The organism is Embleya sp. NPDC050493, assembly GCF_044458105.1.
Taxonomy (GTDB): Bacteria; Actinomycetota; Actinomycetes; order Streptomycetales; family Streptomycetaceae; genus Embleya.
The window spans coordinates 31,576-46,705 of sequence record NZ_JBITHP010000013.1 but is presented as its reverse complement, the minus strand read 5'-3'; the positions used below and the strand labels follow the sequence as shown (position 1 = coordinate 46,705).

Genomic DNA, 15,130 nt, shown 5'->3' with positions numbered 1-15,130 from the left:
GTTCCGACCGGTACCGGTACCGCACCCCGTCCCGCGTCGACCGGCAGAGCGGCGTCCGACATGACGGTGTTCGTCGCACGCCGACTGGGACTGCTCGCGCTGTCCCTGCTCGGCGCGAGCGTACTGACCTTCACGCTGCTTCGGCTGCTGCCCGGTGATGCCGCCACCTCGGTCGGCGGCATCACCGCGGACACCGCGCAACTGCGGGCGATCCGGCACGACCTGGGCCTGGACCGGCCGTTGCTCGTGCAGTACTGGACCTGGCTGACCGACGTCCGCACCGGCGACCTGGGCCACTCGCAGCTCAACGGTTCCTCGGTGACCGGCGAACTGGCCGAGAAGTTGCGGGTCACCGGCCCGCTGGTACTCGGCGCGCTGCTGCTCGCGCTGACCTTCGCGGTACCGCTGGGCATGCTCGCGGCGGTGCGCCGCGAGCGTCGCGACGGCACCGTGATCAGCGTCGCGAGCCAACTCGGCATCGCCCTGCCCACGTTGTGGGTGGGCCTGTTGCTGATCCTGCTGTTCGCCGTGCAGACGCCGCTGCTGCCCGCACAGGGCTTCCCGGTGGAGGGCTGGGCGGACCCGGGCGAGGCGGCCCGCAGCCTGGTGCTGCCGACGCTGACCCTGGCCCTGTCCGAGGGCGCGGTACTGCTGCGGTTCGTGCGCTCGGCCACCCTCGACGTGCTGCACCGGGACTACCTGCGCACCGCGCGGGCCGCCGGGCGGACCCGCACCGGCGCGCTGCTGCGGCACGGCGTGCGCAACGCGGCCGGCCCGGTGTTGTCCATGCTCGGCGTGCAGGTCGCCGCCCTCCTGGTCGGCGCGATCGTGGTGGAGAAGGTCTTCACCCTGCCCGGCGTCGGCTCGATGCTGGTGGCCGACGTGGGCAACCGCGATCTGGTCAAGGTGCAGGGCGAGGTGATGCTCCTGGTGGCGATCGTGCTGTTCGTCGGCTTCCTGGTGGACGTCGCACAACGGCTGATCGACCCGCGCCTGGCGGACGTTCGCACCCGGGAGGTGTCCGGATGAAGGCCCCGCGGGCGCCCGGTTCGCCCACCCGTACCGTCCTGCGCGCGCTGGTCCGCGACCGCAACGGCCTGATCGGCGGCACACTGGTCGCGATCCTGGTCGGCGCGGTGCTGCTGTCGCTGGTGTGGACCCCGTACGATCCCACCGCCGTCGACCCGAACGCGCCCTGGCTGCTCCCGTTCCGGGACGGACACGTGCTCGGCACCGACATGCTCGGGCGCGACCAGTTCAGCCTGATCCTGGTCGGCTCCCGGGAAACCCTGCTGATCGCGCTCGCCTCGGCCGGCATCGCCGCCGTGCTCGGCCTGCCGCTCGCACTGGCCGCGGCGCTGGGACCGCGGCGGTTCGCGGCCGGCGTGGTCCAGCTGATCGACGTCGCGATCGCCTTCCCGGCGCTGCTCACCGCGATGATCCTGGCCGCCGTGTTCGGCGGATCGGTGTGGACCGCGGCCGGCGCGATCGGCGTCGCGTTCGGGGTGCACCTGGCCCGGATCGCGCGCGCCGAGATCGAGCGGGTGCACGGCACCGACTACGTGCTCGCCGCGACCGCGAGCGGATCGAGCACGTGGCGCACGGTACGCCGGCACATCCTGCCGAACATCGCGCCCACCCTGCTGGTGCAGCTCTCCCTGGTGATGGCCGTCGCCTCGCTGACCGAGGCCGCGCTGTCCTATCTCGGCTACGGCAGCCCCGCGCCCGCCGTGTCGTGGGGCCGGATCCTGCACGACCAGCAGCCGTACATCTCGGCCCGGCCGCTGCTGGTGGTCTGGCCGGGACTGGCCGTCGCGCTGTCCGTCCTGGGCTTCAACCTGCTCGGCGACGCCTTGCGCGACGCGACCGATCCGCGACTGCGCCGGCACGCGGGCGAAACCCGGCCCGACGACGTCGGCGAATCCGAGGAAGTGGCCGCGCCCCGTGCGCCGTTGCCGGCGGACGGCGCGCTGCTCCAGGTCACCGACCTCACCATCCGGATCGCCGGACGGACCGTGGTCGACGGCATCGACCTGACCTTGGCCCCCGGCGAACGGCTGGGCCTGATCGGCGAATCCGGGTCCGGCAAGTCGCTCACCGCGCTCGCCGTACTCGGCCTGCTGCCGGAGGGCGCCGAAGTCACCGGCAGCATCCGCCTGGACGGAGTGGAACTGCTCGGCAAGCGCGAGCGCGAACTCGCCCGCATCCGCGGGAACCGGGTCGCGATGGTCTTCCAGGAGCCGCTCACCGCACTCGACCCGACCATGCGGATCGGCCGCCAGATCGCCGAACCGCTGCGCCTGCACCGGGGGATGTCCCGCCGTCGGGCCGACCTCGCGGCGATCGAACTGGCCGAGCAGGTGGGCCTGCCGGACCCGGCCGAGTTGGTCCGGGCCCGGCCGCATCAACTCTCCGGCGGCCAGCGTCAGCGGGTGGGCATCGCGATCGCGCTCGCCTGCCGACCCGCGCTGCTGATCGCGGACGAGTCGACCACGGCGTTGGACGTCACCGTGCAGCGGGACATCCTGGCGCTGCTCGACGCATCGACCCGCCGGCAGGGCACCGCGCTGCTGTTCATCACGCACGACCTCGCGGTGGTGTCCCGGGTGAGCGATCGGATCGCGGTGCTGCGGACCGGTCGGGTGGTCGAACAGGGGCCGCTGGATCGCATCCTGCACGACGCCGACGCGGACTACACGCGTGCGCTGCTGGCGGCGGCCCGGGCCACGGCGTTCGACGCAACCGCCTTCGGCGCAGCCGCTGTCGGCGCCGACTCCGATGCCGCCCGCGACGCCGACTTCGGTGCGGTCGAGCCGACGCCGGGTGTCCGTACCTCGACCGAGACCGTGGAGGCACCACTGTGACCGCGCCCGCCGTACTGCTGCGCGCCGAGGGGCTGACCCGGACGTATCGTCTGCCGCGCCGGTCGTTGTGGCGCCCGGCCGGGCAGCGGTACGCGTTGCGTGGGGTGGACCTGGAACTGGTCGAGGGTGGTGCGCTCGGCGTGGTCGGCGAATCCGGCGCGGGCAAGTCCACCCTGATCCGGCTGCTGCTCGGGCTCGACCGGGCCGACGCGGGAACGGTGCGCTACCGCGACCGCGAGGTCCGGCCCGGGCCGGCGCGCTCGCTGACCTGGTTCCGGCGCGAGGTACAGATCGTCCTCCAGGACCCGATGAGCTCGCTCGACCCGCGCCTGCGCGTACGCGACATCGTGGCCGAGCCGCTCGAATGCCTCGGCGTCGGGGGCGACCACGACGCGCGCGTGGACGAGGTGTTGGCAGCCGTCGGATTGGATCCGCAGGCCCGCACCCGCCACCCGCACGAGTTCTCCGGCGGCCAACGACAACGCATCGCGATCGCCCGGGCACTGGCACCCGACCCGCGCGTCCTGGTCGCGGACGAGCCGGTCAGCGCCCTCGACGTCTCCGTCCGAGCACAGGTCCTCGACCTCCTCCGCGACCTCACCGCCCGCCTCGGCCTCTCCCTGATCCTGGTCTCCCACGATCTCGGCGTCGTGCAACACCTGTGCGACCACGTCCTGGTCCTGAAGTCCGGCGAAGCCCTCGAATCAGGTCCCACCCGCCAAGTGCTCGGCAACCCCCGACACCCCTACACCCGCACCCTCCTCAGCGCGATCCCCACCCTCCCGACCCCGAGGGCGCCGGCACCCACGGACGCGCCGGCACCCCCGGACGTCGCGGCGCCTCGGGACACGCCGGCCGCCAAGGGCTCGGGGATCGGCTGAGGCCACTCCGGGCCCGGTCCGGGCACCTTCAGCCCGGCCGGCGGTCGAGGCAAGGGAGCCGGGCCGGCATTCGTGGTCACCCCGGCCGCAGGCCGGTCGAGCCCGGCTCGGCCGGGCGGAACGAGGCCGAGCAGCCCGGCCGGCGTTCGCGGTCACCCGGCTCCCGAACCCCGAGTGTGAGGCCACCGGCTTCGGGTACCAGCGAAGATCCCGGGCCGGGCCCACGGCCCCGAGCGTGCCCTCGGGAGGGAGCATGGCCGCCGACGAAGTCGCAGCCGAAGTCGAAGCCGAAGCCGAAGTCGTCGAATTCCGCGTCAACGGCGTGGCCCGAGCGCTTCGCATCGACCCCCGCGTCACCCTGCTGGACGCCTTGCGTGAAGTCCTCGGCCTGACCGGCCCCAAAAAGGGCTGCGACCTCGGTCAGTGCGGCGCCTGCACGGTACTGGTCGACGGCCGCCGAATCACCTCGTGCCTGACCTTCGCGCTCATGCACGAGGGCCGCGACGTGACCACGATCGAGGGCCTCGGCGGCGATCCCGAAGGGGACCTGCACCCGGTCCAACAGGCGTTCGTCGACCACGACGCGTTCCAGTGCGGGTTCTGCACGCCGGGCCAGATCATGTCCGCCGTCGCGCTCCTGGCCGAGGGCCACACCGGTGACGACGACGAGATCCGCGAGTGGATGAGCGGCAACCTGTGCCGGTGCGCCGCGTATCCCAATATCGTCGCGGCGATCGCCGCCGCGGCCGGACGGTAGGCCCCGATGCGTTCCTTCACCTACACCCGTCCGGCCGAACCGGCCCGGGCCTGGGCCGACCTGGGCCCGGACGCGATGTACATCGCCGGCGGCACCAACCTCGTCGACCTGATGAAGTGCGGCGTGGCCGCCCCGGCCCGACTCGTCGACATCGGCCGACTCCCGCTCGCGGACATCACGGTGGACGCGGCCACGGACACGCTCCGGATCGGCGCCCTCGTGCCCAACAGCGACCTCGCCGCGCATCCGGTGGTGCGCGAGCGCCTGCCGGTACTCTCCCGCGCGCTGCTGGCCGGCGCGTCCCCGCAGTTGCGCAACCTGGCCACGCTCGGCGGGAACCTGTTGCAGCGCACCCGATGCGGATACTTCCGCGACCTCGCGATGCCGTGCAACAAGCGCACGCCCGGCAGCGGATGTGCCGCGCTGGACGGCGAGCACCGGGGCCACGCGGTGCTCGGCACGAGCAGCCGGTGCATCGCCACCCACCCCTCCGACCTCGCCGTCGCGCTGCTGGCGTTGGAGGCGCGGGTGTCGATCGACGGCCCGAACGGCCCGCGTGTCGAGCCGATCGAGGCGTTCCACCTGCCGCCGGGGGACACCCCCGAGCGGGAGACCACGCTGACCCACGGCGAACTGATCACCGCGGTGGAGGTGCCGATGACCGTGCTCGGCGCCCACTCGCACTACCTCAAGGTGCGCGAGCGGGCCTCGTTCGCGTTCGCGATGTGCTCGGCGGCGGTTGCCCTGGAGGTGCGCGAGGGCACGGTACGCGCCGCGCGGATCGCACTCGGCGGCGTGGCGACGACGCCGTGGCGGGCGTACGCGGCCGAGGCGGCGCTGATCGGCGGCCCACCGAGCACCGGTGCGTTCGCCCGGGCGGGCGATGCCGCCACGGAGGGCGCCGTACCGGGCCGGGACAACGGCCACAAGGTCGAACTGATCCGCCGCGTCGTCGCCCGCGCCCTGAGCACCCTGACGGCCGGCGACCCCCCGGCCGCCGGCGAAGCCCCCGGCCCCGCGGAAGGGGATCACCGATGAGCCCGCACCCCACCCCGTGGATCGGCGCCGACGAACCCCGCGCGGACGGCCCGGCCAAGGTCACCGGTACCGCGACCTACACCGGCGACGTGGAGCTGCCGGATCTCGCGCACGCGGTGCTGGTGCAGAGCACGATCGCCAAGGGCCGGATCACCGGGATGGACATCGCCGCCGCCGAGACCGCACCCGGCGTGCTCGCGGTCTGCACCTCCGACGGGTCGTTGGGCATCGGCCGGGTCGCCTCGTTCTACTCGGCCGACGGCGGCCCGATGGGCGACGGCCGCGTTCCGCTGTCCGACCCGGTGATCCACCACCACGGGCAGCACATCGCGATGGTGGTGGCGGAGACGCTCGAACAGGCGGTGGCCGGCGCCGAGCGCATCCGCATCCGCTACCGCCACGAAGCGCCGCTGGTCCGGATCGAGGACGCCATTCCGCAGACCCCGCCGGGTCGGGAGGACATCGTCCGCGGCGACCTGGCGACCGGCCTCGCGGTGGCCGACGTGACGGTGGAGGCGTACTACGAGACGCTGCCGCAACACATGAACCCGATGGAGCCGTGCACGACCACCGCGCGCTGGTTGGGCGACCGGCTCACGGTGTACGACTCGACGCAGTACGTGTACGGCGTGCGGGACGCGCTGGCGACCGCGTTCGGGGTGCCGGCGGCGAACGTGCGGGTGTTGTCCGACTTCGTCGGCGGCGGCTTCGGCAGCAAGGGCACGGTCTGGCCGCACGTACTGCTGGCCGCGGCGGCGGCGCGACTGGTGGGCCGGTCGGTGCGACTCGCGCTGACCCGGCCGCAGATGTTCACCTCGTGCGGCTCCCGGCCGGCGACCCGCCAACGGATCGTGCTCGGCGCGCATCGGGACGGCCGGGTGACCGCGATCGGGCACGACGGCACGTCGGCCACCTCGCCCGGGGAGAACGTGGTCGAGTCGACCGGTGGGCTCACCTCGATCCTGTACGCCTGCCCGAACGTGACGATCCGTCAGCGCATCGTCCGGCTGGACATGCAGGCGCCGACCTTCCAACGGGCCCCGGGGCGGGCTCCGGGATCCTTCGCCCTGGAATCCGCACTGGACGAGCTGGCTCACGAACTCGGCCTGGACCCGGTCGAGTTGCGGATGCGCAACCACGCCGACGCGGACCCGTCCTCGGGCCGGCCGTGGTCGGGCAAGCACCTTCGGGAGTGCTACCGGATGGGCGCCGAACGATTCGGCTGGGACCCGGCCGACCGCACCCCCGGCACCCGCCGCGAGGGCGACGTGCTGATCGGCAGCGGAATGGCGTCCGCGACCCACGAGATGGACCCGGGCGCCGCCTCGGCCTACGCCGAACTACGCGTCGACGGCACGGCGGTGGTCGGCGTCGCGTCGCACGACATCGGCACCGGGACGTACACCGTGTTCGGCCGGATCGCCGCGGACGTGCTGGGCCTGTCCGCGGAGCGGATCATCGTCCGACTCGGCGACACCGATCTGCCCGAGGCGCCGCCGTCGATCGGCTCGCAGACCGTCGCCTACGTGGGCCCGGCGATCCGGCGCGCCTGCGAGGCGGTGCGCGACAACCTGCTCGCGGCGGCCGTCGCCGACCCCGAATCGCCGCTGTACCAACGGGAGATCGACGCGATCGAGTTCGGCCCGGAGACGTTCGTCGCCGAACTGGCCCGGATGGGGGAGCCGTCCGTGTCGGCGGTCGGCCACCACCACCCGGACGCCAACTCGCGCTATGCGGTGCACTCGTTCGGCGCGCAGTTCGCCGAGGTGGCGGTGGACGCGCTCACCGGTACGGTCCGGGTGCGTCGCATGGTCGGCGCGTTCGACATCGGCCGGGTGATCAACCCGCGTACCGCACGCAGTCAACTGCTCGGCGGGATGACCTTCGGCCTGGCCCAGGCGCTGATGGAGGCGACCTTGATCGACCCGCGCCGCGGACATGTGGTCGAGCCGCATCTGGCGGGCTATCACCTGCCGGTCAACGCCGACATCGGCACGATGGACGTGCTCTTCGTCGGCGAACCGGACCCGCACATCAGCGATCTCGGCGCACGCGGCGCGGGCGAGATCGGCGTGGTCGGCGCGGCGGCGGCGATCGCCAACGCGGTGTTCCACGCGACCGGAGTGCGGGTGCGTACGCTGCCGATCACGCCGGACCGGGTGGTGACCGGCTCGGCCGTCGGCAGGTGACTCGCGACCGGCCGGCGTCGGCTCGTCCGGTGAAGTCCGCCCCGCGGCGGGAGCTTTCCCGCCGGTCGGCGTTCACCTCGCGGTGGGTGCCTGCTTCTCGGTCGGCGTCTGCTCCTCGGGGGGCGCCTGCCGATCGGTCGGCGTCTGCTCCTCGGTGGGCTTCTGCTGCTCGACGGGCGCCTTCTTCTTGGTAGGCGCCTGCTTCTTGGTGAGCGCCTGTTTCTTGGGGGGCTTCGTGACGGTCGGTGTTGTGCCGGCGCGGGTCGTGTCGGTCGGTGCAGCGTCGGCCGGTGTCGTGATGGGCAGGGTGAAGGTGATCCGGGTGCCGGTGGTGTGTTCGGGGTCCAGCGCGATCGTGCCGCCGTGGAACTCGACGATCTTCTTGCACATGGCCAGGCCCATGCCGTTGCCCGGATACGCGTCGCGGGTGTGCAGCCTCTGGAAGATCACGAAGATGCGGTCCGCCTGCGCCGGATCGATGCCGATGCCGTCGTCGGTCACCGAGATCCGCCACATCCCGTCCACCTGCTCCGCGCCCACCACGATGTGCACCGGCCGGTCCGGCCGGCGGAACTTCACCGCGTTGGCGATCAGGTTCTGCAACACCACGGACAACTGGATGCGGTCGCCGCGCACGGTGGGCAGTGGATCGTGCGTGATCTCGGCATCCGCCTCGCGGATGGCGATGTCGAGATCGCCGACGACCGTCTCGTACACGGTGTTCAGGTCCACCGAGGTCTCGTTCACCGGTCCGCGGCCGACCCGGGAGAACGCGAGCAGGTCGTTGATCAGGGCCTGCATTCGGACCGCGCCGTCCACCGCGAAGGCGATGTAGCGGTCGGCACGCTCGTCCAACCGTCCCTGATAGCGCTTCTCCAGGAGGCCACAGAAGCTGGCCACCTTGCGCAGCGGCTCCTGGAGGTCGTGCGAGGCGACGTAGGCGAACTGTTCCAGATCGGCGTTGGAGCGGCGCAGCTCGGTGGCCTGTGCGTCCAGGCGGCGCCGGGCGTCGTCGGAGAAGGCCAACTCGTCGGCGAGCCGGCTGCGCATCGCCTCCATCGCTTCGGCCAGGGCGCGCAGATCGGCCGGTCCGGTGGGGGTGATCGCGTGCCCGAAATCGCCCCGGGACACCGCGTCCGCGTCGGCCACCAGTCGGCCCACCGGCAGCGTGACGCCGCGGCGCAGGCCCGCGAACACCATGATCGTGCCCGCCACGATCACCAGCGCGATCGCGCTGAACACCCACGTGCGCAGATCGCGGACGTCCTGGAGGTCGGCTCGGGCGACGTCGCGTTGACGCTGGAGGCGCTCCACCTGGTCGCGGGTCGCCGTGCGCAGCGCCGCATAGGGCGACGGGTCGGCGAGGGCCGCGCGTACCTCCGCCGGCGGCGTCGTCCCGGGTGTGACGGTCAGGGCCGGGCGGACCACTCGGTCCTCCCACGTCCGGGCGCGCTCCAGCACCACCCGCAGCCGGGCGATCGAGCGGGCGTCGTCGCGCAACAGCTCGTTCAGCACGGCGACCTGCTCGCGCTCGGTCTCGCGGCCGACCGCATAGGCGTTCGGGAGAGGTGCGTTGCCGGTCAGGATGTGCTCCCGGATCGCGGCGTCCTGGTCGGCGTACGCGGTCTCCAGGCGCACCGCGGCGATCAGCGCCGGCGAACTGTGGTCGACCAGGTGCCCGTTGACCGAGGTCGACCGCGTGAACACCCAGATGCCGGACAGCGTCAGCAGGGCCAGTACGACCAATGTCGCGGACACGCCCACGAGCAGCCAGCGTCGGGTGTCCCACGCCCGCCGGCGCGGGGCGTGCGTCGGCGACCCCGATCGCGGGTCGGCTTCGTCCGGTTGCTCCACCACATCGTCCCCATCGTCGCGAACCCGCTGCCGTGCCGGCCGTGAGCCCGGACATCGTACGAGGACCGATACCTGCCCGGATCGCGGATTCTTGCACCTGGTGGGGGGACGCGCGGTCGGGTACCACGCGGGGTGGGGTCGGGGGCGGGTGGGAGCGGGGTTGGGGCGGGGGTCAGGCGCCGGTGGTCGAGCCCGGGCGCACGATCATCAGGACCGTCACGGTCGCCCAGAGCAGGTTGAAGATGCCGGTGAACATGGCCAGCCGCACGGTGGCGCGGTGTGCGGCGGATGGTTGGGCGGGGGGTGTGGGGGTGAGTGGGGGCGTGCGTGTGGGTTCGGTCGCGGTTGCGAGCACGGGTTCGGCCGTGTGTCCGGGGGTGGGCGCCGGCGCGGGTTCGGTGGTGGCGATGGTGGTGAGGAGGGCGTCCTGCCGGGGCAGTACGAGCAGCGCCAGGACCGCCGCGGCGAGCGCGGTCAGCACGATCGAGACGATCAACCAGGTGTCGCCGAGCACGTCCATGTTCAGCGCGACGCCCAGGCCGAAGACCGGTACCACGACGCCGACGACGGCGTAGATGCGGCAGATCCGCGACAGGTTGCGGACGATCGCGAGGGCATGTTCGTCGTGCGGGTCGGCGAGGGCGTGCCGGGCGGCGGGCGGGAACATGCTCGCGGCGACCGTCACGGGTCCGATCGCGACGATCGCGGCGAGGACGTGGATGGCGAGGAGGAACTTGGTCACGGACCGAGGCTAGAAGCGGTACCGGGGCGCGACGAGTGGCAATAATGACACTGTTCCACGGATTCTCGCCACGTCGATTCCGGGCTCGGCGGGTGCCCGGTATCCGGGGCCGATTCTGGTGTGTCCGCCTTCCGGCCTTCTCGCCTTCCCGCCTTCTCGCGCTCCGGCCTTCTCGCCTTCCCGCGTTCGTGTGTCGGTGTGCGGGCGTGTTGCCGAGTCGGCGACTTTGGCGGGAATCGGGTGGACGCATAGATTATTGCCATGCATACCGTCGCCATTCTGGCCCTCGACGGCGTCATCGGGTTCGATCTGACCACGCCGATCCAGGCCTTCGGACGCTCCCGGTTGCCGGACGGGCGGCCCGCCTATCGGGTCCGCGTATGTGCGCTCGAGGCGGGGGCCGACGTGGACGCCGGGGAATTCACGCTGCGCGCACCGTGGGGGCTGGATGCGCTGGCCGAGGCGGATACGATCGTCTGTCCCGGCAGGGCCGACCCGACCGAGCCCACGCCTGCGGCTGCGGTCGCCGCGCTGCGGGAGGCCGCGGCGCGGGGGACCCGGATCGCGTCGATCTGCGTGGGCGCGTTCGTGCTCGCCGAGGCGGGCCTCCTGGACGGTCTGCGGGCCACCACGCACTGGCTCGGCACGGCCAAGCTGGCCGAGTGTTATCCCAAGATCGCGGTGGACCCGGACGTGCTCTACATCGACAACGGCTCGATCCTCACCTCGGCCGGTGCCGCCGCCGGTCTGGACCTGTGCCTGTACATGATCCGCCTCGACCACGGCTCGGCGGTGGCCGCGGACAGTGCCCGGGACGCCGTGATGCCCCTCGAACGTGCGGGCGGCCAGGCCCAGTTCATCGTGCACGAGCCACCCGCCCCGGACGGCGCGAGCCTGGAACCGCTGCTCCGCTGGCTGCGCGAGCACAGCGACCGCGAACTGCTCCTGGACGACATCGCCGCGCAGGCCGGAATGAGCGCGCGGAGCCTGAACCGGCACTTCCGCGAACAGACCGGCACCACCCCGCTGCAATGGTTGCACCGGGTCCGGATCAGCCGAGCCCAGCACCTCCTGGAAACCACCGCCCACCCGGTGGACCGGATCGCCACCGAGACCGGGTTCGGCTCGCCCACCGCCTTCCGCGACCGCTTCAAACGCATCACCGGCACCACCCCCCAGTCCTACCGCCGCGCCTTCCGCACCCGTAACACCTGACCCGGTCCCCGCCGACCGCTGCCGACCGCTGCCCGGCCGCTGCGCCCGCGCCGGCCACCGTCCGCCCCGTTCGCTCGCCGTACGGGCGTTCGCGCCCCGCTCCGCTCGTCCGTCCGATCCGCCGTCCGCCGGACGCGTGTTCGTGCGGCTTGTCGTCGGAGGGTCGATGAAGTGGGGCCGGGTTGGGCAGGACTGACGGTGGGCTCGGACGGATTTGTCGGGGCGGGATGCAGAGGGGACGGGGATCGAGGGATGACGCTCGACGGTGTGGGGGCCGCGGACGACGTGTGGTGGAAGTCCGCCGTGGTGTATCAGATCTATCCGCGCAGTTTCGCCGACTCCGACGGCGACGGGATCGGCGACCTGGCCGGGATCACCGCACGGCTCGACTACCTGGCCGCCCTCGGGGTGGACGTGTTGTGGTTGTCGCCGGTGTACCCGTCGCCGCAGGACGACAACGGCTACGACATCAGCAACTACCGGGACATCGACCCGATGTTCGGCAACCTGGCCGACTTCGACCGGCTGCTCGCCTCCGTACACGAGCGCGGGATGCGGCTGGTGATGGACCTGGTGGTCAACCACACCTCCGACGAGCACCCGTGGTTCCGCGAGTCGCGCGAGGGGCCGAACAGCGCCAAGCGGGACTGGTATTGGTGGCGGCCGGCGCGCAAGGACGTTGGTACCGCGGCGGATCGCACGGGGGAGGAGCCGCCGAGCGCGGGGGCGCCGGGTGCCGGGGCGCCCGGTGCGGAGCCGAACAACTGGGGGTCGTTCTTCTCCGGGTCGGCGTGGCAGCTCGATGCCGCGAGCGGGGAGTACTACCTGCACCTGTTCTCGCCCAAGCAGCCCGACCTCAACTGGGAGAACCCCGAGGTCCGGCAGGCCGTGTACGCGCTGATGCGATGGTGGCTGGACCGCGGGGTCGACGGCTTCCGGATGGACGTGATCAACCTGATCTCGAAGGACCCCGACCTCCCGGACGGCCGGCTGCACGGGGACGGCCTGTACGGCGACGGCTCGCCGTACTACGTCTGCGGCCCTCGGGTGCACGAATACCTTCAGGAAATGCACCGCGAGGTCTTCGCCGGTCGGCCCGAACGCCTGCTCACCGTGGGCGAGATGCCCGGGGTGACCCTGGAGCAGGCCCGGCTGTTCACCGATCCGGCCCGCGGCGAGGTGGACATGGTCTTCCAATTCGAGCACGTGGGCCTGGACTTCGATCGGAACAAGTTCGACGTGCGGCCACTGCGGCTCACCGACCTCAAGGCCTCGCTCGGCCGCTGGCAGACCGGACTGGCCGAGTCGGGCTGGAACAGCCTGTACTGGAACAACCACGACCAGCCCCGGATCGTCTCCCGGTTCGGCGACGACGGCCCGGAACACCGGGTGCGCTCGGCGACCATGCTGGCCACGGTGCTGCACCTGCACCGCGGCACGCCCTACATCTACCAGGGCGAGGAACTGGGCATGACGAACGCGCCGTTCGCCACCATCGAGGACGTGCACGACATCGAGGCGCTGCGCCACTACGCACAGGCGGTACGGGCCGGCGAGGACCCGGACCGGGTATTGCACGGTCTGCGCGCACGGGGTCGGGACAACGCCCGTACACCGATGCAATGGGACGCGTCCCAGCACGCGGGCTTCACCACCGGCACGCCCTGGTTGCCGGTCAACCCCAACCACACCACGATCAACGCCGTTGCGGCGGTGGCCGATCCGGACTCGGTGTATCACCACTACCGCCGGCTGATCGCCCTCCGGCACACCGAACCGGCGGTCGTACACGGCGACTTCACCATGCTGCTCGCGGACGACGAACGCGTGTACGCATTCACCCGCCGGTACCACGACACCACGCTGCTCGTGCTCGCCAACTTCACCGGCGAGGCGGTGGCGATACCGGCCGAGTTGGCGGCGGAGTGGGCGCAGGCGCCGCTCGTACTGGGCAACGCGGGGCCGATCGACGAGATGGTGCTGCGCCCGTGGGAGGCCCGCGTACATCGGCACGGGTAGCGGCCCGAGAGACCGGATGCGGACGGTGTATCAGGGCTGTCGTTTCCGTCACCATCCCTGCCGTCGTGTGTCGCCGGTCGTGGTGACGGGCCCGGCCTCGACGACCGGCGCTCGGGAGGGGAGCGGGCCGCCGTCGAGGTCGTCGTTTCGGGCGAATCGGGCACGGTGCGGTGGGTGTGCGGTTTTCAGGGCGGATACTTGAGGTCTACCTAAGGAATCTCATGATTCGCAGGACTCGCATGACCCTCGGCATTCTCGGTTCCTCCTTGAAGGAGAACGAGCACCGGTTGCCGGTCCACCCGCTGCACATCGAGCGGATCGCCCCGGACGTGCGCGAACACCTGTTCCTGGAGGAGGGGTACGGCGAGCGCTTCGGCGTCGCCGACGCGGAACTCGTCCGGCACGTGGCCGGTCTGCTGCCGCGTAAACGGTTGCTTGCGGAGAGCGACGTGGTGTTGCTGCCGAAACCCACCCACGAGGACGTGGCCGCGCTGCGCGACGGCCAGGTGTTGTGGGGCTGGCCGCACTGCGTGCAGGATCCGACGATGACCCAGCTGGGCATCGATCGCAAGCTGACGATGATCGCGTGGGAGGAGATGAATCACTGGACCGCGGCGGGCGCGTTCAGCGTTCACGTCTTCCACAAGAACAACGAACTGGCGGGCTACTGCTCGGTGTTGCACGCACTGGCACTCGGCGGCGCGACCGGCAGCTACGGTCGTCGGATGCGGGCGGCGGTGCTCAGCTTCGGAGCCACGGCGCGCGGCGCGGTGATAGCACTGGAGGCGATGGGCGTTTCGGACGTGACCGTACTCACCGCGCGGGACGCGGTGGCGGTCGCCTCGCCGATGCCCTCGGTCGTGATGGGCCACTTCCAGTTCGGCGAGGACGATCCGACGCGGTTGGACGCGCTCACCGAGACCGGGCCGGTGCCGCTGGGCACCCACCTCGCCGGCTACGACATCGTGGTGAACTGCATCCGGCAGGACACCGACGCGCCCTTGACCTTCGTGCTGAACCGGGACCTTCCCGAGTATCGGCCGGGGTCGTTCTTCATCGACGTCTCGTGCGACGACGGCATGGGCTTCGAATGGGCCCGCCCGACCACGTTCGAGGAGCCGACCTTCACGGTCGGCGACAACTGCCACTACTACGCGGTCGACCACAGCCCGTCCTACCTGTGGGACTCCGCGACGTGGGAGATCAGCGAGGCGCTGATCCCCTATCTCGGCACGGTCATGGACGGCCCGGAGGCGTGGGACGCGGACCCGACCATCGCCAAGGCGATCGAGATCCGCGACGGCGTCGTGCGGAACCCGAAGATCCTCAGTTTCCAGCAGCGTTCCGCGGACTACCCGCACCCGACGAGCGCCGCGGTCCACACGGGAGGATGACGCCGACGGTCGCAGCTTCGAGGCCCCATGGCTCGAACTCCGGCCGTACGTGGTGTGCACACACGCGCCGAAGGCCCCCGTGGATCTTCCTGGGGGCCTTCGGCGTCGGTTTGCTCGCGTTCCCTGCGTCGCTTCGTACGTACCGTGTGGTGCTTCGTGCGTCGTTTGCGTGGCCGT

Annotated in this window: 11 protein-coding genes; 9 read left to right on the top strand and 2 right to left on the bottom strand. The window is 71.7% G+C overall.

Features of this window, described 5'->3' with window-relative positions; genetic code table 11:
* The first annotated feature begins 60 nt into the window (after positions 1-60).
* The 6 genes from ACIBM5_RS24365 (at position 61) to ACIBM5_RS24340 (ending at position 7,729) form a co-directional block, all read left to right on the top strand.
* Positions 61-1,029: an ABC transporter permease gene (locus ACIBM5_RS24365; RefSeq protein ID WP_396008747.1), complete on the top strand. Its 969-nt coding sequence runs from the start codon at positions 61-63 to the stop codon at positions 1,027-1,029.
* Positions 1,026-2,864, top strand: coding sequence for an ATP-binding cassette domain-containing protein (locus ACIBM5_RS24360; protein ID WP_396008746.1), 1,839 nt, complete (start codon positions 1,026-1,028; stop codon positions 2,862-2,864). The genes ACIBM5_RS24365 and ACIBM5_RS24360 overlap by 4 nt, the downstream gene beginning before the upstream one ends.
* Complete coding sequence (locus ACIBM5_RS24355) at positions 2,861-3,745, top strand: ABC transporter ATP-binding protein (protein ID WP_396008745.1); 885 nt, start codon at positions 2,861-2,863, stop codon at positions 3,743-3,745. The genes ACIBM5_RS24360 and ACIBM5_RS24355 overlap by 4 nt, the downstream gene beginning before the upstream one ends.
* 253 nt (positions 3,746-3,998) lie before the next feature.
* Complete coding sequence (locus ACIBM5_RS24350; RefSeq protein ID WP_396008744.1) at positions 3,999-4,502, top strand: (2Fe-2S)-binding protein; 504 nt, start codon at positions 3,999-4,001, stop codon at positions 4,500-4,502.
* 6 nt (positions 4,503-4,508) lie between these two features.
* Positions 4,509-5,540, top strand: coding sequence for an FAD binding domain-containing protein (locus ACIBM5_RS24345; RefSeq protein ID WP_391587822.1), 1,032 nt, complete (start codon positions 4,509-4,511; stop codon positions 5,538-5,540).
* Positions 5,537-7,729 carry a xanthine dehydrogenase family protein molybdopterin-binding subunit gene (locus ACIBM5_RS24340; protein ID WP_396008743.1) on the top strand — a complete coding sequence of 731 codons (2,193 nt, stop codon included), beginning with the start codon at positions 5,537-5,539 and terminating at the stop codon, positions 7,727-7,729. The genes ACIBM5_RS24345 and ACIBM5_RS24340 overlap by 4 nt, the downstream gene beginning before the upstream one ends.
* 72 nt (positions 7,730-7,801) lie before the next feature.
* On the opposite strand, the gene ACIBM5_RS24335 is transcribed toward ACIBM5_RS24340, so the two are convergent.
* Both ACIBM5_RS24335 and ACIBM5_RS24330 read right to left on the bottom strand, forming a co-directional pair.
* Complete coding sequence (locus tag ACIBM5_RS24335) at positions 7,802-9,583, bottom strand: ATP-binding protein (RefSeq protein WP_396008742.1); 1,782 nt, start codon at positions 9,581-9,583, stop codon at positions 7,802-7,804.
* A gap of 172 nt (positions 9,584-9,755) precedes the next feature.
* The gene (locus tag ACIBM5_RS24330; RefSeq protein ID WP_396008741.1) at positions 9,756-10,325 is read right to left on the bottom strand and encodes a protease; all 570 of its coding nucleotides are present in this window, start codon (positions 10,323-10,325) and stop codon (positions 9,756-9,758) included.
* Between the two features lie 261 nt (positions 10,326-10,586).
* Here ACIBM5_RS24330 and ACIBM5_RS24325 point away from each other — a divergent pair, with 261 nt between their 5' ends.
* From ACIBM5_RS24325 to ACIBM5_RS24315, 3 genes are all read left to right on the top strand, one after another.
* The gene (locus ACIBM5_RS24325; protein WP_396008740.1) at positions 10,587-11,540 is read left to right on the top strand and encodes a GlxA family transcriptional regulator; all 954 of its coding nucleotides are present in this window, start codon (positions 10,587-10,589) and stop codon (positions 11,538-11,540) included.
* Positions 11,541-11,792: 252 nt separating this feature from the next.
* Positions 11,793-13,559 (top strand): alpha-glucosidase, encoded by a 1,767-nt coding sequence (locus ACIBM5_RS24320; protein ID WP_396008739.1) that lies wholly within the window; start codon positions 11,793-11,795, stop codon positions 13,557-13,559.
* Between the two features lie 221 nt (positions 13,560-13,780).
* Entirely contained in the window at positions 13,781-14,953 is a 1,173-nt protein-coding gene (locus ACIBM5_RS24315) for a N(5)-(carboxyethyl)ornithine synthase (RefSeq protein ID WP_396008738.1), read from the top strand.
* Positions 14,954-15,130 lie beyond the last annotated feature (177 nt).